Raw genomic sequence first — 21146 nt, 5'->3', positions numbered from 1 at the left:
CGGCGCCCGATCGACCGGTATGGTCGAGCGACGCCACGAGACGGCCGTCGTCGACGGTCACCGGATCCACTACCTGACCGCCGGCGACCCGGGGGATCCGCCGCTGGTGCTGTTGCACGGCGGGATCGTCGACGCCGCGAGCGTGAGCTGGGGTGCCGTCCTCGAACCGCTCGCCCGCGAGTACCGCGTCGTCGCTCCCGACCTGCTCGGCTACGGCCGCAGCGCCAAGCCCGACGCGACCTACTCGCTCGACACGCACGTCGACGTGGTCACCGAGTTCGTCGAGACGGTCGGCCTCGACCGCCCCGCCGTCGCCGGCATCTCGATGGGTGGCGGCGCGGCGCTGGGACTCGCGCTCCGGTCGTCCGACCGCGTCGACCGGCTCGTCCTGCTCGACAGCTACGGGCTCGGGACGGAACTCGCCAACGGCGGGCTCACGCGCCTGCTGTCGAAACAGGGGCTCACGAACAAACTCGCCATCGCCCTCATGCGGCGGAGCCGCGGGTTCACGAAGGCCAGCCTGGGGAACATCGTGTACGACACCGACCGCCTCTCCGCCGACGCCGTCGACGCCGTCTGGGCGGAGGCCAAACGCCCCGGCGTCGGGAAGGCATTCCGGAGCTTCCGAGCGGCGGAAGTCGGACCCGAGGGCTACCGGACGGACTTCACCGACCGGCTGGACGGCCTCGACACCCCGACGCTGCTGCTCCACGGCGAGTACGACGAGGTGTTCCCTCACCGCTGGAGCGAGCGCGCGGCCGCCCGGCTTCCCGAAGCCGAGTTCCGACTGCTCGACGACTGCGCCCACTGGGCGCCCCGCGAGCGACCGGACGCCGTCGTCGACGTGATCTCGGGATTCGTTCCGCGATAGTCGCCCGTCTCTCGGGAGATTCCGATTCGACCCGTCGAGCGACCGATTCGCCGGTGACTCCGTACTGTGATTCGTCCCGTTCGCTCGCGGGTCATAAACCAATATTCGCGATACGAAAGGTCGGCCGCGCGGGGAACGGCGGCGACGACCGGGCGTGCGAGAGACGGCTACAGCGCGTCGAGGAAGGCGTCGATAGCGCCGTTCTCGGGGTGACAGTGGCAGTAGGTTCCGAGGGTGCGGTACTCGGTGAGGCCGTCGCGGCCGTCGGCGATGCCCTCGCCCCGTTTCACGTCGAAGGCGAAACGGGCGTCGCCGGCGGGGTCGGCCGAGGAGTAGTGGAACTCGTGGCCCCGGAGCGCGCTCTCGGCCGACGCGGTCAGCGTGTCCGTCCGCGCGCGCAGTTCGACGTGGTCCAGCGCCTGGTAGCGCTCGTGCATCGCCACGTCGGCCGGCAGGACGCCGGCCATCTCGTGGGTGTCTCCGTCGGTCGTCGTCAGCGACTCGGAGAGCGCCATCAGCCCGCCGCACTCGCCGAAGACGGGGAGGCCGTCGGCGGCGCGGTCGGCCAGCGTCTCGAGCGCGGGGCCGTCGGCGAGGTCGGCGGCGAAGCGCTCGGGGTAGCCGCCGGGCAGGTAGACGCCGTCGCACTCCGGGAGGTCCTCGCCGTCGGCGGGCGCGAACGGGACGAGTTCGCCCCGGTCGCGGATCCGTTCGAGCGTCGCCGGGTAGACGAACCGGAAGGCGTCGTCGCGGGCGACGGCGACGCGCGGGCGGGCGCCGTCACCGTCCGGTATCGACTCGGCCGGCGCCGCGCCCGTCGGCCGGCCGACTGCCCGCTCGGGTTCGGGCGGTTCCCGTGCCACCGCGCGCAGGCGGTCGACGCGGAGGTGCTCGGCGGCGGCGTCCAGCGCGCCGTCGCCGAGCGGCGACTCCTCGCCCATGTGGAGGCCGAGGTGGCGGTCCGGGATCTCCAGGTCGTCGTCGGGTGCGATTCGCCCGAAGTAGGTCAGCCCGTCGGGCAGGGCCTCGCGGATCCCCTCGGCGTGGCGGCCGCCGTGGGCGCGCTGTGCGATCACGCCCGCCACGTCGATGTCGCGGCCCGCGTGGGCAGCGTACTCGCGGAAGCCGACGGCGGTGGCGGCGACGCTCTCCATCCCGGCGCTGGCGTCGACGACGAGGACGACCGGCAGATCCAGCGTCTCGGCGACCATCGCCGTCGAGGAGCCGTCGCCGTCGTACAGCCCCATGACGCCCTCGACGACGCACACGTCGCCGTCGCCGCGGTGGTAGTTGCGCCGGAGGCCCTCCTCGCCCTGGAGCCAGCGGTCGAGCGTCCGGGAGGGCCGGCCGGCGACCCGCTCGTGGTGGCTCGGGTCGATGAAGTCGGGGCCCGCTTTGGCGGGCTGGACGGCGACGCCCTCGCGGTCGAGGGCGCGGATCGTCGCCAGCGTCGCGACCGTCTTGCCGACGCCGGAGCTCGTCCCGCCGAGGACGAACCCCTTCATTCCTCACCTCCGACCCGCTCCGGATCGGGACCGTCGGCCCGGACGACCAGCACCGACAGATCGGAGAAGGGCGTGTCGTCGGGCCCGTCCCCGCCGGCGTGGGCCGCCAGTTCGCCGAGCGCGGTCCGCGTCACCGCCTCGTCGTCGTGGGTCAGCCGCTCGCAGACGAGCGCGGTAAGTTCGGGGTCGGCGCCCGCGTCGAGCAGGTCGGCGGCGATGTCACCGGGCATCAGGTCGTAGGGCCGCGGGAGCACCAGCAGGTGGCGGTCGCCGACGGCGGCCCGCAGTCGCTCGCGGCCGGCGGTCAGGTCGCCCCGCCTGTGGAGCGTGACGAACGTCGCGTCCTCCATCGGCGTGCGGGCGCGACTCGCCGCGACCTGGATCGCGGAGATCCCCGGCACGACTTCGACGGGGCGGCCGACTGCCCGTTCGACGCGGCCGAGGAACTGGTAGCCCGAGACGTTGGGGTCGCCCATCAGGACCGCCGTCCCCGCGGCGCCGTCGGCGACCCGGTCGGCGAATGCGGCCAGCGTCTCGCCCTGGTCGTCGTAGCCGCAGGCCAGGACCTCCCCGTCGATCCGGTCGCGGACGTAGTCGACGACCGTCTCGAACCCGAGGACGGCGTCGGCCTCGCGGATCGCCCGCTCCGCGCGCGGGGTGAGATACTCGGGGTTCCCGGGACCGATGCCGACGGCGTAGACGGGGTCGGTGTCGGCGGTGTCGGTTCGTTCGGCGTCGGCGACCGACCGTTCGGGCGCCGCGGCGGCGACGGCTCCCGGCGGGCGGTCGTCGGTCTGGTTCGGTGGGTCGTCGCTCACGGTGTCGCCTCCGGCTACGACCAGCCCGCGGTTGACTGTTCCGGACGGGCCGGCCGCCGAGATCCGGCGGACGAGGCCAGCGCGGCGGACCGGGTGCGGACGGGATCGGCGAGGGGACGGCCCGTCGGCGAGACGGGTTACAGGTACGAGCCGTCGTACTCCTCGGGTCTGTGGGTGTTGCCGCAGTCGGCGCACTCCAGGCGCTCGGACTCGTCCATCGACACCGCCGTCGAGCCGCAGTTCGTGCAGTAGTAACCGTAGTGCTCCGAGCGGTCGGCGTCGGTGAACGTCCTCACGAACGCGCCCTCGGCCCCCGCGATCGGGTCGCCGCCCGGGTGGACCTCCGTCCCGTCGTCGGTCGCGACGGCGTCGGGCAGGGCGCCCTCGATCGCCTGCCCGCTCGGGCTCTCGCCGGCGTCCGACGCGGAGTCGGCGTCGGCAGCCGATCCGGCAGCGCCCGTCTCGTCGGCAGCGCCGGTGGCACCCTCCTCGACGTAGACGTGCTGGACGGTCTCGCGGTCGTCGAACTCGGTCGTCCGCTCGCCCGTCTTCTCGAAGTCGAACCGCTCGACGAACGCGCCCCCGGCCGTGTTGTCCGCGAGCGTGACCGCCCGGACCTCGTCGACGCCCCGGTCGTCCACCGCCGCGGTGAGCCGCTCGAACAGCGCCGTTCCGACGCCGGCGCCGCGCCGCTCGGGGTCGACGTGGACCCATCGGACCAGCCCCGCGTCGCCCGCGACGGTCGCCTCGCCGTAGCCGACGAGCGTCTCCTCGCCCTCGGCGACACGCGCGACCGTCTCGGCGTCGTCGAATCGGTCGCCGAGCGGGTCCGCGTCGAACTCCGCTTCGAGGATCGTCTCGATGCCCTGGGGGCTCAGGGCGTAGGAGGTCGTCATCGAGCTCTCGACGAGTTCGCGGACGCGGTCGGCGTCGCCCGCCTCGGCGTCCCTGAGAGTCGCGTCGGCCTCCATCGTCAGTCCTCCCGCCACTTGATGACGTTCTCGTCGCCGCAGTTCGGACACTCCGAGGGCAGTCCGTCGTCGAGGTCGCCCATCTCGCCGCAGTTCTCGCAGCGCCACATGAGGTATCCCTCGCCGAACTCCTGGCCGGGCACGTGCTCCTCCTCCGAGGTCCGGACGCTCTCGTCGGTCTCGGCGGCCGCTTGCCCCTCGTCGTCCGGGTCGCTCACCACCGCCCGTCCGTCGTCGTCGACGCGCTCGATGGTCTCCGTGATGGAGACCTCGAACCCCTCGCTCGACAGCTCCGCTACCACCCCGAGCACGTTGCCTTCGTGGTCGTAGACGGCCGATCCCGGTTCGATCGGTGTCGGCGTCGCTGTGTCGTCCGACATGGGTGATTTTGGGGACGAACACTGAAGACTGTGGCGCGGCTCGCGGGTGGCCGCGGAGCGCGGTCAGTAGATCCGCCGCGTGAAGAAGACGAGAACCCCCAGCACCAGCAGCCCGATCCCCCAGTAGACCGACGGGTACGGGAGGTATTCGAGCAGGAGCGTGACGATGCCGGAGCTGATGAGCGACCAGCCGATGGTCGTTCGGTAGGCCATGGTCGACCGGTCGGCCCACGCGCCGATAGTTACCCGCCGGTTTCGCGCGTAGCGCGAGCCTACCGGTCGACGTGACCGCCGAAACGTACTGTCCGGGTTTCGACCGCCGAGAACCGTCGATATCAGGCGCTCGCCGCCGACGGGGTCTCCTGTCCGGTCTTCCCGCAGACCCAGGAGCCGACGAGGCCGCCGACGAGACCCGGGATCGCCGCGGTACCGACGACGACGGCGCTGAAGACGACGAACAGCAGCCACGTCGCGGGCGCGAACGACCACGCGTCGGCGAAACTCTCGGCGCTGGTGAGTATCGTGGGGGCGATCCAGACGTAGCCGGCCAGGCCGCCGATCACGCCGGCCCTGAGACTCGTCGCGCTCACGTCGGCCGAGTACCGGCGGGCGAGGAAGCCGGCGATCAGTCCGCCGACGACGACCATGTTGAACGAGAAGTAGTCGCTCGCGCCGGAACTCCAGTAGGCCGCGAGCGTGAGCGGCATCGACACGACGCCGCCGACGAGGGCGTACTGCCACGTCCGCGAGAGCGAACCGGGTGGGAGGCCGGAACCGGGACCAGTTCGAGACTCCATCGTTGGGTTGACACTACCGCCCCGGGCGTAATAAATCACGCGTCGCGACGGGTTCGGGATCCGTCGATCCGCGCTTAGAGCCGCTCGGCGAGCGTCCCGGCGGTCTTGGCGCCGACGCCGTCGACGCTCTCCAGTTCCGCGCGCGAGGCCGAGCGGACGTTCTCGACGCTGCCGAACCGCCGGAGGAGTCGCTTGCGCGTCTCGGGGCCGATCCCGTCGATGTCGTCCAGCACCGTGGACACGTCATCCCGCAGCGTCTGGTGGTACTGGACGGCGAAGCGGTGGGCCTCGTCGCGGGTACGCTGGAGGAGGTGCAGGTGGCCGGCGTCGTCGGGCCAGTCGTACACGCCTGTGGGAGTCACGACCAGTTCCTCGTCCTTGGCGAGCGCGACGGCGGGCACGTCCCAGCCGGCGGCGGCGAGGGCGTCTCGCGCGGCGCCCAGCTGGCCCTCGCCGCCGTCGATCAGCAGCAGGTCGGGGTCGGGCCGCTCGTCGCGGCCGGAGACGGCGCGGTCGGCGCGCCACCGCACCAGCGAGCGCATGTTCGCGTAGTCGTCGTTCTCGTCGGCGAGCTTCTTCCGGCGGTAGTCGGCCTTCTCGGGCTCGCCGTCGACGAACGTCACGTCGCTACCGACCGCCGACTTCCCCTGGGCGTGGCTCACGTCGAAGCCCTCGATCCGCTCGACCCGCGAGTCGAGGCCGAGCGCGTCGGCCAGCGCCCGCCCCTCGTCGTCGCGGCGGTCCCGGCGGCGGGCGTTCTTCAGCGCCAGGTCGACCAGCGTCGCCTCGCGGCCGGCGCCGGGCACCCGCAGGGCGACGCCCTCCCGCTCCAGCCACCCCTCCAGGTCCGCGTCGTCGGGGTGGTCCGAGCAGAGGACCGCGTCGGGCAGCTCGCGCTCGGCGTAGAACTGGGCGATGAAGGCCGCCAGCACCGCCCCGCCGCGTTCGCCCTCGGGCGCGTCGAGCGTGTGCCGTTCGCGGTCGACGAGCTTGCCGTCTTCGCTGTGGAGCCGCGCGACGGTCGCGCGTTCGCCCTCGACGGCGACGCCGAGCACGTCCACCGCGCGCTCGCGGTCGGGCTCGTCGTGGCGGCCCTCGCTGGCGACCGCCTCGCCGGCCTCGCCGTGGATCGCCTCCACCGCGTCCAGCCGGTCCCGGAGGTTCGCCGCCCGCTCGAAGTTCTGGTCGCCCGCCGCGGCCTCCATCTCACGGCGGATCGGGTCCGCCAGCGCGCCGGTCTCGCCCTCGAAGAAGCGCTCGACCGCTTCCACGTCGCCGACGTAGGCCTCGCCGTCCACGGCCGTCTCGGGGACGCAAGGGCCCGAACAGAGCCCGATGTCGTGGTCGAGACACGGCCGATCGCGGTTTTGGAACTTGTGGTCCGAACAGCCACGCAGGCCGTAGGTCTCCCGGACGGCCTTGACGACGGTTTCGAGGCGGCCCTTGTCGGTGAACGGCCCGAAGACGGTCGCGCCGGGGGCGGGGTCGCGAGTGATCTCGACCCGGGGGAACTCGTGAGCGGTCAGCTGCACCAGCGGGTAGGACTTGTCGTCTTTCAGCCGGACGTTGTAGCGCGGGCGGTGCCGTTTGATGAGGTTCGCTTCGAGCAGCAGCGCCTGGGTCTCCGTGTCGGTGACCGCCACTTCCACGGACTCGGCCTCGGCGACCATCCGCCGGATGCGCTCGCTGCGCGGGTCGGCGTAGGAGCGCACCCGACTCCGCAGGTCGACCGCCTTCCCGACGTAGAGGACTCGCTCGTAGGAGTCCGTCTCGGCCAGGTCGGCGTCCGTTCGGGGTCCGGAGGCGTCCCCGGTCGGGTCGTCGCCGTCGGTCGGGCTATCGCCGCCCGTCGCGCCGTCGCCGCTCGTCGGATAGGCGTCGGCGTCGCTCCCGCCCTCCCGGCGCCCGCGGGACTCCCGGGCGAGGAACTGGTAGACGCCCGGCTCGGCGGGCAGGTCGCCGGCTCGGTCCCGGACCGCGTCGGGATCCATCGCCCGTCGGTAGCGACTCTGCGGATTTGAACCCTGCGCCCGCGGGTCGAGGCGGTGGGGCGAACGCCCGCGGCGCTCGGCTACTCGCTCGTCTCGCGCTCGCGGGTCCCCATCACCTCGTCGACCTCCTCGGAGAAGTCCGCCCGCTCGGTCTCGCGGACGGCGCGGTCCACCTCGGACGCCGGCTCGCTCGAACCGGCGCCGCCGGCGATCCCGTCGCTACGGACGGCGCCGGAGTCGCCGGCCAGCGGGTCGCCGTCGCTCGTCGGTGCGTCGTGAGCGCTCGCGCCGTTCGCCCCGCCGGTCTCGGCGGTTTCGAACAGGACGACTTCCAGGTCGGCGACCGCGCCGTCGATCGTCTCGCCGTCAGCCGGGACGCGGATCGGGTCGTCGTCGCCGGCGACGCCGACTTCGAGCACGTGGTCGCGGGTCAGCAGGTAGACCCCGAAGACGAAGACGGCGAACAGCACCAGCAGGGCGCCGATCATGCGGGCGAACTCGTCGGTGCGGGCGATCAGCGAGAGGAACCGCTGGAGTATCGAGAGCAGCCCGCCCATCCCGAGCTGGCCGGCACCGGCGCCCGCGAAGGCGTCGGTCGGGACGAACGACCCGAAGTCGACGAAGACGCCGACCGCCAGCAGGACGGCGCCGTAGACGCCGAGGCGGCCGCCGTGCCGGAGGAGGTTGGCCTCGCCCTCGTGACCGGTGCGCACGTCGGCGACATTCGGCAGGTCGACCGCGCGGTAGTTCTCCCCGTCGCTCTCGGGCGTGAACGCCAGCAGCCGATGGGAGGTGACGACGACGCGGCTTCCTTCGCCCAGTTCGACGCGTTCGCGGACCGACTCCCCGTCGTACAGCAGGTCCTCGACGGACCCGGCCCACGCCCGTCCACCCGTCCCCCGGACGCTGTCGACGAACCGCCGGAGTCGGGACATGTCTCCCCCTGTCGCGCGCTAGGTCTTGAAACTGTGGCCCGGAGTCTCTCGACTGATAAGCGCGGGTTTCCCGCGGGCAGGCACCGCATTACTACCTCGGTGACCGCGCGAACGCGACGCATGCTCGACGTGTTCCGGAGGGGGCCGGTCGCGGCGGCCTGTCGCTGGGCGCTGGTCGTCGCCGTCACCGGCGTCGAGGCGGCGGCGCTGTCGGTCTGGCTGGCGCTGCTCGCCGGCGCCGATCCCGTCTCGCGGGAGGTCGCCGTCGGCGTGGTCGTGCTCGCCGCCGCCTTCCTCGTCGGCCAGTTCCTGGTCGACCTGGCCGTCAACGGGCCCGCGGTCGGGTTCCCGCTCGGGCGGACGCTCGGCGTCGCCCTCAGCGAGACCGCGGTCTGGACGGGCTGGCTGGCCGCCGTCGCCGCTCTCGGCGGCCCCCGCGGCGCGTTCGTCGGCGGCGTCGCCTTCGCCGTCGCGCTGGCGGTCCAGCACACCGCCGAGGTCGACGCCCTCCGCGGGGCGCCGCTGGGGTCGCGACTCGTTGACCCGAGCACCGTCGGCTACAGCCTCGTCACCGCCGCCGGCGCGACCGCCTGGCTCGCCCTGGAGACGGGACTCGCGAGCGTCGACCCGCTCGCCGCCCTCGCGGCGGACGCCGGCTTCGCCCCCGAGACCGTCGGGCTCGTCGCACTCGCAGCCGCGTTGCTGGTCGAACACGTCGTCGGCGTCGCGGTCGCGCGCCGCGAGTGCGCCGAGCGGACGGCGCCGGCCTGGTTCCGCCGGCGCTCGTGGACGTGAACCCGGCGGGGCGGACGGGGCGACCCCCGACACCGCCCGATCCGCTGGCTACAAACCCGCGCGCGCCCCACGGGGACGTATGAGCGACGACACGGTCAGGTGCTGGCTGGTCGACCGGATCTCACGCGACGAGAACCTCGTCACGCTGGTGTACGCCACCCCCGACGGGGAGCGCCACCTCACGAAACAGCTGTCCTTCCAGTTGCTCTCGCGCAAGCCCACCACGGCGGCCGTCGACGTCGACCCCGAGAAACTGGAGCCGACCGCCGACGACGAGCGCGACCGCTACGCGACCCAGGCGCGGTCGATGGCCGACTCGCACGACCCCGACGACGAGGTCTGAGCCGCTCGCCGGGGCGCGGCCGGCGCTCGCGGACGCGCTCGTCGCGGAGTCGGGAGTGTATCAAAACCTAAACCGGAGGGCGCGAAAGCCCCGGCCATGCCAGCGATCGAACTCGACGGCGTGACGAAACGCTTCGACGACGTCACCGCCTTGCGGGGGGTCGACATGACCGTCGAGGACGGGGACGTGTTCGGGTTTCTGGGGCCCAACGGCGCCGGCAAGACGACGACCATCGACATCCTCCTCGATTTCGTCCGGCCGACCGCCGGCTCGGCCGAAGTGCTGGGCATGGACGCCCGCGAGGAGTCGGAGGCCATCCGGGAGCGACTGGGGGTGCTCCCGGAGGGCTACGACCTGTACGACCGGCTGACCGGTCGCCACCACATCGAGTTCGTCGGCGAGGCCAAGCGGGCCGACCCCGACCCGGAGGCCATCGCCGAGCGCGTCGGCCTCGACCGCGAGGACCTCGACCGGAAAGTCGAGGGGTACTCCCGCGGGATGGCCCAGCGGCTCGCGCTGGGGATGGCGCTCGTCGGCGAGCCCGACCTCCTGATCCTCGACGAACCCTCCAGCGGCCTGGACCCCAACGGCGCCCGCCTGATGCGTCAGATCGTCCGCGAGGAGAACGAGCGCGGCGCGACGGTTTTCTTCTCCAGTCACATCCTCGGGCAGGTCGAGTCCGTCTGCGACCGCGTCGCGATCCTGCAGGACGGCGAGGTGATCGCCGTCGATACCGTCGAGGGGCTACGCGAGGCGACCGACACCGGAACGCGGCTGGTCGTCAGCGTCGACCCCGGCGAGGCCGAGGCGGCCGCCGACGCCGCCCGCGAGGTCGACGCGGTCGAGAGTGCGACCGTCGAGGGCGACGATCTGATCGTGTCCGTCGACAGCGACGCGAAGATGAGCGTCCTCACCGCTATCGAGGACGCCGGGATCGCGGTCGACGACTTCGAGACCGAGGAGGCGTCGCTGGAGGACCTGTTCGCCGCCTACACCGACGCCGAGACCGACGCCGCCCCGACGGCGACCGCGGGCGGGGGAAGCGATTCGGAGGCGGACGCCGACGGCGACGACGGAGGTGAGGACCGATGAGTGCGGATTCGGAGAGCGAGAGCGGCGGCCTCGACGGCGCGCTCCGGGACGCCTTCGACTGGTACCCGGTCGCCAAGAAGGAGTTCCGCGACGCCATCCGGTCGAAGGGGCTGTGGGTCCTCTCCTTCCTGTTCACGGCGCTGTTCGTCATCCCGGCCGCGCGCAACTGGTGGGACCTGCGCAGCGCCCAGCAGGTGCCCCGTCGCCTGCAGGAGTTCGGTCTCCAGGCGGCGATCTCCCGGCCGTACCTGAACATCGTCACGCTGCTGGTGCCCATCGTCGTCATCTTCGCGGGCTACGCGGCCGTCTCCGACGAGCGCACCAGCGGGTCGCTGAAGGTGCTCCTGTCGCTGCCGTTCTCCCGCCGCGACGTGATCGTCGGGAAAGTCGTGGGTCGCAGCGCCGTCGTCGGCGTCCCGCTGCTCGCCGCGCTCGGCCTGACGGGCCTGTTTTTCGCTATCTCGCCATTCACGTTCAAGATCGGCGTCTTCGCGTGGTTCGTCCTGTTCACGGTCGCCTTCACCCTGGTGTTCACCGCCATCGTCGTCAGCATCTCCGGCGCGATGTCGACGAACCTCCGGTCGCTGGCCGGCGCCGGCATCGTCTACTTCTACCTCTCGTTCGGCTGGAACTCGCTCGCGAACTCGATCGGTGACGTGCTCGCTAACTACGCCGGGATGGAGGGCGCGCTGCGCTGGCAGATCGTCCTGTTCGTCAAGCTACTGAGCCCGACCCAGGCGTACAAGACGCTGACCAACTCGATGCTCGGCGAGGGCGCGGGCGCCGCGACGACCGCCCGCTACGGCATGTTCCAGCAGGGCCAGGAGACCATGGGGGTCATCTGCGGCGACGTGCTCGCCGGGAACCCGTCGGTCCGCCAGACCATGTTCGGCAACCAGACCGTCTGCCAGGCCGGCGGCTCCGGCCTCCCCGTCTACTTCTCGGACCCGGCGGTGTTCGCGAGCTTCCTCGTCTGGATCGGGCTGGCGGCGGCGATCAGCTACTACACGTTCGACCGCGTCGATTTGTAGTCGTTTTCTCGGCACTGCTCGGCGGCGAGCGATACGACCCTTGGCGCGCTCGCGCCGAATCGACTCGACCGCATCCGACTCGACCGCATCCGACTCGACCGCAGAGGACACAAGGGGTGAAAGCCCTCGGCGCGCTCGCGGTCGCTGAGCGACATATCCTCGCGGCCCAAGGGCCGTTTCGGATAGGGGTCGCTCAGGCGACTACACGAGCGCGAGCGCGTCTCGCCCTTTCAGTCCGCCAGGGACCGCACTGCTCCGCACGGCACCGCAGACGGCCTCACACCTCCCCAGCCTCTTGCGCTCCTCGCAGGCTGCGGTGCTCATCCCTCGCGCGGCTTCGTCGCGCGCATGAACGCGCGCTCCAGCGCGCGCCACCGTGACTGTTCACCCCCCGATTTCGACCCCGTACTCCCGCAGTTTCGCCTCGAACGCCTCGACGCCGTCCAGCGTCGCCACGTCGTGCTCGGCGGCGTCGTCCCGTTTCGTCTGGCCGGGGTTCGACCCGAGCACCAGAAAGTCGGTGTTGCTCGACACCGAACTCGTCGCCGACCCACCGGCGCGCTCGACGAGGTCCTGGGCGTCGCTGCGAGTGTAGCCGTCGAGCGAACCGGTGAAGACGAAGGTGAGCCCGTCGAGAGCGTCGCCGGTCGTCGTTTCCGCTTCCTGTGGGTCGACGTGGGCGAGGAGGCGATCGAGCACGTCCGCGTTGGCCTCGCTGTCGAAGAAGTCCCGGATCTCCGCGGCGACGGTCGGCCCCACGTCCTCGACGGCCTGCAGGTCGTCCTCGCCGGCCTCGCGGACCGCCTCGAAGGTGCCGAAGTGGCGCGCGAGCGAGGCGGCGACGGTCTCGCCGACCTCGGGGATGCCGATGGCGGTGAGGAAGTCGGCGAGCGGGGGCTCGCGGGCGTCGTCGAGTTCGGCGATCAGGTTCTCGGCGCTGGTCTCGCCCCACCCCTCCAGGTCGGTCAGGTCGTCGACGGTCAGCTCGTAGAGGTCGGCCACGTCGTCGACGAGGCCGGCGTCGAGCAGCTGCTGGACGCGCTCCTCGCCGACGCCCTCGATATCGAGGCCCTTGCGGGAGGCGTAGTGCTGGACCGACCGCTCGCGCTGGGCGCGACAGCCCAGACCGCCCGAACAGAAGGCCATCGGACCGTCGCGCTCGACGGCGCTCCCACAGACGGGACACGTCTCGGGGAACGCGAAGTGACCCTCGCTCTCGGCCCCGGTCACCTCGGCGACCTCAGGGATCACGTCGCCCGCGCGGCGGACGCGCACCTCGTCGCCGATCCCGACGCCCAGGCGCTCGATCTCGGCGGGGTTGTGCAGCGAGGCTCGCGAGACGGTGACGCCGCCGACCTCGACGGGGTCCATCAGCGCCACCGGGGTGAGCCGGCCGGTCCGGCCGACCTGGACGACCACGTCCCGGACCGTCGTGTGCTCGCTGCGGGCGGGGAACTTGTAGGCGAACGCCCAGCGGGGCGCCCGCGCGGTGGTCCCCAGTTCGTCGCAGGCGTCGGTGTCGTTCACGGAGATCACGACGCCGTCGATCTCGTAGTCGAGGTCGTCCCGTTCGTCCAGCCGGGCGTCGCGGTAGTCGACTGCTCGCTCGATCTCGTCGACGACTTCGGTCCTCTCGCAGACGCGCAGCCCCCACTCGGGGAGGGTCTCGTGCATCTCCCAGCGGGTGTCGAACTCCCACCCGTCGAGCACGTCGAAGAAGAAGATGGAGAGCGGGCGCTCGGCCGTCACGGACGGGTCCAGTTGCCGGAGCGTCCCGGCGGCGGCGTTGCGCGGGTTGGCGAACGGGTCGTCGCCCCGTTCGACCAGTTCGCGGTTGTACGCCTGGAAGGCGGGCTTGGGCATGTACACCTCGCCCCGCACCGCGAGGGTGTTGGGGTGGTCGCCGCGCAGGCGCTGGGGGACGCTGGGGATGGTGCGGACGTTCTCGGTCACGTCGTCGCCCACCTGGCCGTCGCCGCGAGTGGCCGCCCGCTGGAAGACGCCGTCCTCGTAGACCACCTCGACGGAGAGGCCGTCGAACTTCGGCTCGCAGTAGTAGTCGATCTCCCCCTCCCAGTCCGCCGAGTCCAGCCCCTCGCGGACGCGGCGGTCGAACTCGCGGACCTCCTCGGCCTCGCCGCCCTGGTCGATGGAGCGCATGGGCGCGACGTGTTCCACGTCGGGGAGTTCGTCGCGGGGCGCGCCCCCGACGCGCCGGGTCGGGCTGTCCTCGGTGCGGAGGTCGAACCGCTCTTCGAGGTCCCGCAGTCGGGAGAACAGCGCGTCGTAGGCGCGGTCGTCGATAGCGGGGTCGTTCTCGACGTAGTAGCGGTGGTCGTGGTAGCGGATCGCCTCGCGGAGCCGCTCGGCCTGGGTCTCGGCGTCGGCCCCGGTCAGGGCCTCGACCGGGTCGAAGTCGGTCGGCGGCTCGGCGAGATAGGGGTTGTCCGCGGATGCGTCGGCCGCGTCGTCGCTCATTGCACCTCTCTCGCGGCGGGACCCTCTTTGAAGATTCGGTGCGAGGTCACCGACCGCGAGGTCGGGCCCGGGCGCTCACTCCCGGGCGCTCACTTTCCAGGTTGTGCTCGACGAGCGACCCCACTGCTCGATGGTCACGTCGTCGGTGCGGTCGGCGAGGATCCCCATGTTGATCCCGACCTCCTTCGAGGAGAGGTCGAGGTCGTCGGCGACGTACTTGGCCTTCAGGTAGGCGGTCCCGTCGACGCGGTCGCACAGGTACGTGAGGAGCCGCGCCTGCGTCTCGGACAGCGAGGGCCTCGCGACCGACCCGTTCCGGCGGGCTGGCGTGGGCATGGTCGAGCGAACGGCGCTCGGACACATCGTTATGCGCCGTATTCCGGCCCGAAAACGGGGCGTTCGCGGGTGGGCCCGAGCGCGGTCAGTCGCCGCCGGCGGCGTCCGGGCGGTCGTGGTCGGCCTCCGGCCGGACGGCGCCGAGCAGCTCGTCGCCGGCCTCGTCGACCTCGATCGCGTCGACGTTGGCGAACAGGAATCCCGCGAACCCGACGCGGATCAGCAGGTCCATGTACGCCCCCACGGTGCTGACGACGAACTCGTCGAACACCTGCGCGACCGAGAGCAGGGAGAACGCGATGAGCATCCCGATCAGGAAGAGGAGGAGGTTCCGGGCCTTCCAGTGGAGGAGCCGCTGGCGGTCGGGGACACGTTGGGCGCGCTCCCAGACCCGGCCGAGCAGGAGGTACGCGAGCAGAACTTGCCCGACGACCATCACGAACAGGCCGACGAGCCCGGCGGCGCCGCCGAGGAGCACCCCGCCGTTGAACGCGACGACCTGGATCACCGGGAGGACGACGAAGACGCCGACCATCCGGCGCGATTCGCCGGCGAGGAGGGCCGTGATACTCCACAGAACGGAGTACGCGATCAGGTCGTCGACGAGCCCCGGCGCGTCGAGGCTGGTCCCGCCGACGCCAGTACCGACACCGAGCGCGATCAGCACTGTCCCGACGAGCGAGACGCCGAGGACTGACAGAACGGGATAACAGTACCGCCTCCGGGACGCTGAGATGCCCCGGAGCCGACCGAGCAGGACGACGAGCGCGACGGCCTGCACAGCGGCCGAGGCCCAGAAGACGACCGACGACTCAATCATCGTCGCCCCCCGCGAGCGGCTGCGCGGTCGGCGCCGGCCCGTCGCCGCTCGGGTTGTCCGCTCGCGTCTCGAACTCGGCGAGGCGGTCGAGCAGGTCGTCGGTCCGGGCGGTGAGGTCGTCGGCGCGCTCGCGCACGTCGGCCATCGTCCCCGCGGTCTCGGCGGCGGTGTCGGCCAGCTCGTGCGAGCGGTCGGCGACGCGGCGGGCGACCTCGCCGACGGAGTCGACGGTCGCGGCGACCTCCTCGGTCGCGGCGGCGCCGTCGTCGGTGGCGCGGGCGATCTCGCCCATCGCGGCGTCGACGTCGTCGACGGTGTCGGTCAGCGAGTCGAGCGTCTCGCCGACGCCGGTCACCGTGTCGACGCTCGCGCCGATCCGGTCGCGCGTCCGGTCCATCTCGCCGGTCACGTCGTCGACGTCGGCCCGCGCTCCCTCGACGATGGCCTCGATCTCGTCGATGGCGTCCTGGGTCTCCTCGGCGAGCTGTTTGACCTCGTCGGCGACGACGGCGAACCCGTCGCCGCCCGCGTCGGCGTGGGAGGCCTCGATGTTGGCGTTCAGCGCGAGGATGTTCGTCTGCTCGGCGATGTCGTCGATGATGCCGGTCGTCGCCGCCACCTCGTCCATCCGGTCGTCGAGCTCGGTGACCAGCCGGTCGAGCTCGTCGACCGTCTCCTCGACGGTCCGGATCGCCTCGATGGCCTCCCCGGCGCGCTCGGCGCCGGTCGCGCCGACCTCGGAGGCCTCGGTGGCCTGGTCGGCGATCTCGTCGGTCGTGGCCGCGACCTCCTCGATGGTCGCCGAGAGGTCGTCGACCTCCGCGACCGCGCTCTCCAGCTGCTCGGCCTGGTCCTCCAGGTCGGTCGCCAGCTCGCGGATGTCCTCGGCCAGGCGCTCGTTGAGTTGCTGGACCTCGGCGGCCTCGTCGGCGACGGTGCCGCTCGACGCCTCGACGCGTTCCGCGAATGTCCGGATCTCCTCGACGGTACCGGAGAGGCCGGCGGCCATCTCGTCGTAGGCGACGGCGATCCGGTCGACGGCGTCGACGTCCGTGTCCGTCGCGAGGTCGCGCGTGAAGTCGCCCTCCGCGGCCGCGGTCATCGCGTCGCCGATCCGCTCGGCGTGGTCGAGCAGCTCCTCGTTGAACGCCTCGGCCTGCTCGGTCGCCGCTTCGGCCTCTTCCCGGGCCTGTTCGGCCTCGTGGCGGGCCTCCTCGGACTCGTCGAACGCCTCGCCGAGCGACCGACGCATGCTGTCGAAGGACTCGGCCAGCCGGCCGAACTCGTCGGCGCGGTCGACGTCGGCCGAGGCGTCGAGGTCCCCCGCCTCGACGGCCTCCGCGGCGCCGTTCAGTCGCCGGAGCGCGACCGCCGCGTTCCCGCCGAGCACGATCGCCAGCAACCCGAGGTTCAGCACGACGACGAACAGCGTCCCCGCGATGCCGGAGAGCCCCGCCGCTTCCGTCCCTGCGGCCGAGACGTGGACCGCGAACAGCGCGCCGAGTCCGACCGTCACGGCCGCCGTCAGCGCCACCGACGCGGCGATGCGTCGACTGTAGTGTTCGACCACCATCCTTCCTGTTACGAGAGTCATCACTGATGCCGGATTTCACGACGAGCGTCTTATCGATGACCCTCCGAGAACAGAATCTGATAACAGGTGCGTGACCTATGTGGGCGTTTGACGCCCTATAAGGTAGAATCCGAAACTCGTTCTCACTTCCGAGCTTGTCGGGCGGCGGATCGGTCCCGCGGAGAGCGCGACGGTGTCGGTGGGGGCCGGCCCGGATTCAGTCGTCGCTCAGAACCCCCTCGGCGACGGCCATGTCCTCCACGTCGGGGTCGTCGGCGGTCGACCGGAGGACGAACCGCTTGCGGACCAGGTCGGCGGCGTACAGCGCGGTGCCGGCGATGATCATCGTGTCGCCGGGCAGGCGCGCCCAGAAGAGGTTCTGGACGACGGGCCGGTTGTAGAACGCCAGGCTCCGGCCGGCGTCGTAGCTGCCGGTGAAGATGGCCTCCAGCTGGAGGAATCCCACGGGCAGCACGGAGACGAACACCATCAGCGCGAGGCCGACGTTCCACAGCCAGAACGCGCCGCGCAGCCACGAGCCGTCCCAGCGCTCGGGCCGGATGGCGATCCGGAGCATGTAGGTGACCATCCCCAGCGCGAGGAAGCCGAACGCGCCGAACATCGCCGCGTGGGCGTGGCCCACCGTCAGGTAGGTGCCGTGCTCGTAGTAGTTGATCAGCGGGAGGTTGATGAAGAAGCCGAGCACGCCGGCGCCGACGAAGTTCCAGAACCCGCTCGCGATGATGAACATGAACGGGAGCTTGTACGGGAAGCTCTCGCCGCCGCCGGCCATCGCGCGGTACTGGCCGATGGCCTCGTAGAGGATAAAGACGAGGGGGAGCAGCTCCAGCGTGGAGAAGACGCTGCCGATGGGCACCCAGAGGTCGGGCATGCCGATCCACCAGTAGTGGTGCGAGACGCCGATGACGCCGGTGGACATCACGAGCAGCGCTTGGAGCATGACGGCCTTCTCGGCGCTGCGGCGAGTGAGGAGATTCATCGACACCAGGGTGAGCCCGACGATGGCGACGATGAAGAACTCGAAGGCGCCCTCGACCCACATGTGGACGACCCACCAGCGCCAGAACTCCGTGACGGCGATGTTGGTCTCGGGGGTGAACAGGAACCCGGCGGTAAAGAGGAGGGCGATGGACCCGCCGGCGTAGAGGATCATGTGCGCCAGGCCGTAGACGGGTTCGCGGTCGAGCAGCGGCTTCAGGCCGCGGATCGAGAGGACGGCCCACGCGAGGAAGCCGGCGAGCAGACCGACCTGCCAGACCTTCCCGACTTCGAGGTATTCGAGACCTTCGTTGCCGATCAGCCACCACAGCGCGCCGTCGAGGTACCCCTGCGCGCCGAGCCAGATGCCCGCCATGCCGCCGACGGTGACGACGACGACCGCGCCGAGCAGCCCGTTGACGAACGTCGACTGGCGCTTCGGTTCGTGGCCCGTGAGGAGCGGCGGGAGGAACAGGCCCGCCCCCAGCCACGTCGCGGCGATCCAGAGGATCCCCAGGTCGATGTGCCAGGTCTTCGCCAGCGCGAAGGGGAGCAACTGGAGGATGTGGACGCCGAAGATCTCCTCGATACCGAAGAAGCCGGCGCGTTCGATGTAGAAGTGCGCGAGCAGGCCCCCCAGTAACACTTGCGCCAGGAAGAGCCCGGCGGCGACCGGGATAAAGCGGAGCGCGGCCCGCTGGCTGGGGAAGACGCTCACATCGCCGGGTTCGGGGACGGAGATGCCCTCCGCCGAGGGCTCGGGGAGCCGGACCGACTTGTAGAGCCAGATGCCGGCACCGGCAGCGCCGACGAGCAACACCATCGCGATGACGCTCCAGGTCATCGCCGCAGCGGTGGCGTCGTTGCCGGCGGCGGGCTGGTAGGGCCAGTCGTTCGTGTAGGAGTGGTCGCCCGCCGGCCGGTCGGTGTGGGAGAACCACGCCGTCCAGAGCGCGAAGTCGGCGAACTGCCGGGCCTCGGTCTCGTCGTCGATCATGTCGACGGGGACGCCGCGGGCGTGGTCGCCCTCGTGGTAGCGCCCGATGTATTCTTCCCTGATCTGCTCGTGGGCGTACACCTCCGCCGCGGAGTACTGGATCGCGCCGCCGCCGTAGCCCTCGTCGAGGTCCTGCTCGACATCGTCACCGACGGCGGCCTGTTCGGCCGAGTCGAGGTCGCCGTACTCGCTGCCGTAGCGCTCGCGGGCGTAGAAGTCTCGCATGTGTTCGACTTTCAGGTCGAGCGTGTCGGCGGTGTAGTCGGCGCCGTAGTATGCGCCGTTACCCAGGATCGACCCGTGGTTCATCAGCCCGTCGCGCTGGAAGGCCTTCTTGCCCTCGCGGATGTCGGTGCCCGTCATCACCGTCTCGCCGTCGGGGCCGACGACCTCCTCGGGGATCGGCGGCGCCTCCTGGTAGGCCAGCCAGGCGCCGCCGGCCATCACCACCAGATTGAACACGAAGACCGCTGCCAGTATCTTCGCGATCGTCGAACGTTTGACTTCCATGTGCGGGCGTCCGACCCGCTCACTTACGTCTCTCTCCCCGACTCCCGCCTGTCGGCAAGCGACGCGAACACGTTCGGCTGCGCCGTGACCTCCGTTCGAAAATCGGGTGCTGTCCTGCGGATATCGGATCGAATTCGGAGCGGGGACCACCCAGTCAGGCGGTTCCGGTGGGTAACCTCGGTCAGACCGCTCGTTTGATGTACTCCCGCCAGACGAGCGTCCCGACCACGGTCCCGACGACGTACACGACGAACAGCGTCCACGGCTGTGACCGGACGAGGATCAGCCACAGGACGACGAACGCGCCGACGACGAGCCCGAGGAACCACATGAGGTACCGCCCGCTCTCGGTTTCGACCTTGAGTTCCATCCCCGTGACCAGCCGGATCCCGATCATCGAGAGCGTCAGGACGGCCCAGGTGGCGAGCGGTAACCCGAGGGCGGTGAGGGCGGTGGCGTCGATACGGTCGGTCGAGGAGATGATCAGCGACCAGCCGAACAGCCCGACGGCGATCCAGACGACGCTCCGCCAGAGTTCCTCGCTGACGACCTCCCGCGATTCCGCGTTCATCACCTCGGATGATGTTACCGAGGCCACAAGTAACTGCCTGCGTTTCCGGAGCTAGCGACCGTCGGCGTGGCGGCGACGAGTCCGATTCGTGTCCGCTCGGACCGGGCCGACCGCCGTCCGCGACCGGTCGACGGCCCCAGGGCTCGGGTTGCTGAGTTACAATCCGGCGACGTCTTCGATGGCGTCGGTGAGCTCCTCGATACTCTCCACGTCGTGCTCGCCCATGTGGCCGATGCGGAAGGTCTGCTCGCCGAGCTGGGAGCCGTAGCCGTTCGAGAAGACGAAGTCGTACTCCTCGGAGACCTGCTCGATGGTCGCGGCCACGTCGATGTCCTGGGTGTTCTCGATGCAGGAGACGGTCTGGGAGCGATAGCCCTCCTCGGCGAAGAGATCGAAGTGCTCCTCGGCCCAGTCGTGGACGTACTCGGTCATCTCGCGGTGGCGCTCGTCGCGGCCCTCGTGGCCCTCTTCGAGCATATGCTTCATCTGCTTGCGGTAGGCGAGCATGACCGGGATCGCCGGGGTGGAGTGGGTCTGGCCCTTCCGGTCGTAGTAGTCGAGCGTGCGCTGGAAGCCGCCGTACCACGACGCCGAGTCCTTGTCGAGTTCCCGGTCGTAGGCGTCGTCGCTGACGACGCAGACCGCGAGTCCGGGGGGCATCGCGAAGGCCTTCTGGGTGGAGGCGAAGATCACGTCGATGTCGTGCTCGTCGATGTCGACGTAGTCGCCGCCCAGCGCGGAGACCGCGTCGACGACGAAGTAGGTGTCCGGGTAGTCGGCGACCACGTCGCCGATCTCCTCGATGGGGTTGCGGACGCCCGTCGAGGACTCGTTCATCACGGTCGCGACCACGTCGTAGTGCTTGTCGCTGTCCTCCAGTTCTGCGCGGATGTCCTCGGGCTTGATGGCCTCGCCCCAGTCGTATTCGAGGCGGTCGACGTCCTTGCCGAGGCGCTCGGCGACGTTGGCGTGGCGCTCGCTGAAACTCCCGCAGGTCGGCACGAGGATGTTCTCGTCGACGAGGTTCAGGGTGGAAGCCTCCCAGAACTCGGTGCCCGACGCGGTGAGGATGACGACCTCGTTGTCGGTGCCGAGGAACTCCTTGGTGTCCTCGACGATGGTCGTGTAGAGGTCGGTCATCCGGTCCATCCGGTGGCCGAACATCGGCTGGGCCATCTCGTCGATGACGTCCTCGCGGACTTCGGTCGGGCCGGGGATGTACAGCGTCTTGTCGTCGTAGTCGCCTGTGTATTCCTGTTTCTTGGACACGGAAACCACCGTCTGTTATCGAGACGGTCGGAGCGGGAGGGTATGGTAGTTTTGATGCCGAGGC

Annotated in this window: 20 protein-coding genes; 5 read left to right on the top strand and 15 right to left on the bottom strand. The window is 70.8% G+C overall.

The features are described from left to right. Window positions 1-19 precede the first annotated feature (19 nt). Window positions 20-871: an alpha/beta fold hydrolase gene (locus tag HZS54_RS24560; RefSeq protein WP_179919699.1), complete on the top strand. Its 852-nt coding sequence runs from the start codon at window positions 20-22 to the stop codon at window positions 869-871. Between the two features lie 167 nt (window positions 872-1038). On the opposite strand, the gene HZS54_RS24555 is transcribed toward HZS54_RS24560, so the two are convergent. The 8 genes from HZS54_RS24555 to HZS54_RS24520 all read right to left on the bottom strand — a co-directional run bounded on the left by HZS54_RS24555 (window position 1039) and on the right by HZS54_RS24520 (window position 8268). Then, on the bottom strand, window positions 1039-2376 hold the full coding sequence (locus HZS54_RS24555) for a cobyrinic acid a,c-diamide synthase (RefSeq protein ID WP_179919698.1): 1338 nt from the start codon (window positions 2374-2376) through the stop codon (window positions 1039-1041). After that, complete coding sequence (locus tag HZS54_RS24550) at window positions 2373-3194, bottom strand: cobalt-precorrin-7 (C(5))-methyltransferase (protein ID WP_179919697.1); 822 nt, start codon at window positions 3192-3194, stop codon at window positions 2373-2375. Before HZS54_RS24550 ends, HZS54_RS24555 begins: the two co-directional genes overlap by 4 nt. Before the next feature lie 137 nt (window positions 3195-3331). Next, window positions 3332-4165: a GNAT family N-acetyltransferase gene (locus HZS54_RS24545; RefSeq protein WP_179919696.1), complete on the bottom strand. Its 834-nt coding sequence runs from the start codon at window positions 4163-4165 to the stop codon at window positions 3332-3334. 2 nt (window positions 4166-4167) lie between these two features. Then, complete coding sequence (locus HZS54_RS24540) at window positions 4168-4545, bottom strand: TFIIB-type zinc ribbon-containing protein (protein ID WP_179919695.1); 378 nt, start codon at window positions 4543-4545, stop codon at window positions 4168-4170. A gap of 63 nt (window positions 4546-4608) precedes the next feature. Continuing rightward, on the bottom strand, window positions 4609-4758 hold the full coding sequence (locus HZS54_RS24535; protein WP_179919694.1) for a hypothetical protein: 150 nt from the start codon (window positions 4756-4758) through the stop codon (window positions 4609-4611). Between the two features lie 122 nt (window positions 4759-4880). Next, entirely contained in the window at window positions 4881-5342 is a 462-nt protein-coding gene (locus HZS54_RS24530; protein ID WP_179919693.1) for a DUF5518 domain-containing protein, read from the bottom strand. Window positions 5343-5416: 74 nt separating this feature from the next. Further along, entirely contained in the window at window positions 5417-7333 is a 1917-nt protein-coding gene (locus HZS54_RS24525; protein WP_179919692.1) for an excinuclease ABC subunit C, read from the bottom strand. Between the two features lie 80 nt (window positions 7334-7413). Beyond that, entirely contained in the window at window positions 7414-8268 is an 855-nt protein-coding gene (locus tag HZS54_RS24520) for a hypothetical protein (protein ID WP_179919691.1), read from the bottom strand. A 120-nt stretch (window positions 8269-8388) separates the two neighbouring features. On the opposite strand from HZS54_RS24520, the gene HZS54_RS24515 reads away from it, so the two are divergent. From HZS54_RS24515 to HZS54_RS24500, 4 genes are all read left to right on the top strand, one after another. After that, window positions 8389-9063 carry a hypothetical protein gene (locus HZS54_RS24515; protein WP_179919690.1) on the top strand — a complete coding sequence of 225 codons (675 nt, stop codon included), beginning with the start codon at window positions 8389-8391 and terminating at the stop codon, window positions 9061-9063. A 79-nt stretch (window positions 9064-9142) separates the two neighbouring features. Further along, on the top strand, window positions 9143-9406 hold the full coding sequence (locus tag HZS54_RS24510; RefSeq protein ID WP_179919689.1) for a DUF7967 family protein: 264 nt from the start codon (window positions 9143-9145) through the stop codon (window positions 9404-9406). Window positions 9407-9502: 96 nt separating this feature from the next. After that, window positions 9503-10498 (top strand): ABC transporter ATP-binding protein, encoded by a 996-nt coding sequence (locus HZS54_RS24505; protein ID WP_179919688.1) that lies wholly within the window; start codon window positions 9503-9505, stop codon window positions 10496-10498. Next, window positions 10495-11529: an ABC transporter permease subunit gene (locus HZS54_RS24500; RefSeq protein WP_179919687.1), complete on the top strand. Its 1035-nt coding sequence runs from the start codon at window positions 10495-10497 to the stop codon at window positions 11527-11529. The genes HZS54_RS24505 and HZS54_RS24500 overlap by 4 nt, the downstream gene beginning before the upstream one ends. 384 nt (window positions 11530-11913) lie before the next feature. On the opposite strand, the gene ligA is transcribed toward HZS54_RS24500, so the two are convergent. The 7 genes from ligA to HZS54_RS24465 form a co-directional block, all read right to left on the bottom strand. After that, complete coding sequence (ligA, locus tag HZS54_RS24495; protein ID WP_179919686.1) at window positions 11914-14007, bottom strand: NAD-dependent DNA ligase LigA; 2094 nt, start codon at window positions 14005-14007, stop codon at window positions 11914-11916. A gap of 75 nt (window positions 14008-14082) precedes the next feature. Beyond that, window positions 14083-14343 carry a DUF7123 family protein gene (locus HZS54_RS24490; RefSeq protein WP_179919685.1) on the bottom strand — a complete coding sequence of 87 codons (261 nt, stop codon included), beginning with the start codon at window positions 14341-14343 and terminating at the stop codon, window positions 14083-14085. An 85-nt stretch (window positions 14344-14428) separates the two neighbouring features. Then, window positions 14429-15163, bottom strand: a complete 735-nt coding sequence (locus HZS54_RS24485; protein ID WP_179919684.1) for a bacteriorhodopsin — start codon at window positions 15161-15163, stop codon at window positions 14429-14431. Further along, the gene (locus HZS54_RS24480) at window positions 15156-16757 is read right to left on the bottom strand and encodes a methyl-accepting chemotaxis protein (protein WP_179919683.1); all 1602 of its coding nucleotides are present in this window, start codon (window positions 16755-16757) and stop codon (window positions 15156-15158) included. Before HZS54_RS24480 ends, HZS54_RS24485 begins: the two co-directional genes overlap by 8 nt. A 196-nt stretch (window positions 16758-16953) precedes the next feature. Further along, window positions 16954-19242, bottom strand: a complete 2289-nt coding sequence (locus HZS54_RS24475) for a nitric-oxide reductase large subunit (RefSeq protein ID WP_179919682.1) — start codon at window positions 19240-19242, stop codon at window positions 16954-16956. 181 nt (window positions 19243-19423) lie between these two features. Beyond that, window positions 19424-19813, bottom strand: coding sequence for a hypothetical protein (locus HZS54_RS24470; RefSeq protein WP_179919681.1), 390 nt, complete (start codon window positions 19811-19813; stop codon window positions 19424-19426). 156 nt (window positions 19814-19969) lie between these two features. Next, window positions 19970-21082, bottom strand: coding sequence for a pyridoxal-phosphate-dependent aminotransferase family protein (locus tag HZS54_RS24465; protein WP_179919680.1), 1113 nt, complete (start codon window positions 21080-21082; stop codon window positions 19970-19972). Between the last annotated feature and the right edge of the window lie 64 nt (window positions 21083-21146).

It is taken from the genome of Halosimplex pelagicum (assembly GCF_013415905.1).
Classification (GTDB): domain Archaea; phylum Halobacteriota; class Halobacteria; order Halobacteriales; family Haloarculaceae; genus Halosimplex; species Halosimplex pelagicum.
The sequence above is the reverse complement of the archived record's forward strand: the minus strand, read 5'-3'. Positions and strand labels throughout refer to the sequence as shown.

What these genes read in the sequence shown, in the direction of transcription:
- HZS54_RS24500 (WP_179919687.1), top strand. Translation starts at nt 10,495, where the DNA reads ATGAGTGCGGATTCGGAGAGCGAGAGCGGCGGCCTCGACGGCGCGCTC.
- HZS54_RS24530 (WP_179919693.1), bottom strand. Translation starts at nt 5,342, where the DNA reads ATGGAGTCTCGAACTGGTCCCGGTTCCGGCCTCCCACCCGGTTCGCTC.
- HZS54_RS24505 (WP_179919688.1), top strand. Translation starts at nt 9,503, where the DNA reads ATGCCAGCGATCGAACTCGACGGCGTGACGAAACGCTTCGACGACGTC.
- HZS54_RS24510 (WP_179919689.1), top strand. Translation starts at nt 9,143, where the DNA reads ATGAGCGACGACACGGTCAGGTGCTGGCTGGTCGACCGGATCTCACGC.
- HZS54_RS24535 (WP_179919694.1), bottom strand. Translation starts at nt 4,758, where the DNA reads ATGGCCTACCGAACGACCATCGGCTGGTCGCTCATCAGCTCCGGCATC.
- HZS54_RS24545 (WP_179919696.1), bottom strand. Translation starts at nt 4,165, where the DNA reads ATGGAGGCCGACGCGACTCTCAGGGACGCCGAGGCGGGCGACGCCGAC.
- HZS54_RS24515 (WP_179919690.1), top strand. Translation starts at nt 8,389, where the DNA reads ATGCTCGACGTGTTCCGGAGGGGGCCGGTCGCGGCGGCCTGTCGCTGG.
- HZS54_RS24475 (WP_179919682.1), bottom strand. Translation starts at nt 19,242, where the DNA reads ATGGAAGTCAAACGTTCGACGATCGCGAAGATACTGGCAGCGGTCTTC.
- HZS54_RS24490 (WP_179919685.1), bottom strand. Translation starts at nt 14,343, where the DNA reads ATGCCCACGCCAGCCCGCCGGAACGGGTCGGTCGCGAGGCCCTCGCTG.
- HZS54_RS24470 (WP_179919681.1), bottom strand. Translation starts at nt 19,813, where the DNA reads ATGAACGCGGAATCGCGGGAGGTCGTCAGCGAGGAACTCTGGCGGAGC.
- HZS54_RS24555 (WP_179919698.1), bottom strand. Translation starts at nt 2,376, where the DNA reads ATGAAGGGGTTCGTCCTCGGCGGGACGAGCTCCGGCGTCGGCAAGACG.
- HZS54_RS24525 (WP_179919692.1), bottom strand. Translation starts at nt 7,333, where the DNA reads ATGGATCCCGACGCGGTCCGGGACCGAGCCGGCGACCTGCCCGCCGAG.
- HZS54_RS24485 (WP_179919684.1), bottom strand. Translation starts at nt 15,163, where the DNA reads ATGATTGAGTCGTCGGTCGTCTTCTGGGCCTCGGCCGCTGTGCAGGCC.
- HZS54_RS24520 (WP_179919691.1), bottom strand. Translation starts at nt 8,268, where the DNA reads ATGTCCCGACTCCGGCGGTTCGTCGACAGCGTCCGGGGGACGGGTGGA.
- HZS54_RS24560 (WP_179919699.1), top strand. Translation starts at nt 20, where the DNA reads ATGGTCGAGCGACGCCACGAGACGGCCGTCGTCGACGGTCACCGGATC.
- HZS54_RS24480 (WP_179919683.1), bottom strand. Translation starts at nt 16,757, where the DNA reads ATGACTCTCGTAACAGGAAGGATGGTGGTCGAACACTACAGTCGACGC.
- ligA (WP_179919686.1), bottom strand. Translation starts at nt 14,007, where the DNA reads ATGAGCGACGACGCGGCCGACGCATCCGCGGACAACCCCTATCTCGCC.
- HZS54_RS24540 (WP_179919695.1), bottom strand. Translation starts at nt 4,545, where the DNA reads ATGTCGGACGACACAGCGACGCCGACACCGATCGAACCGGGATCGGCC.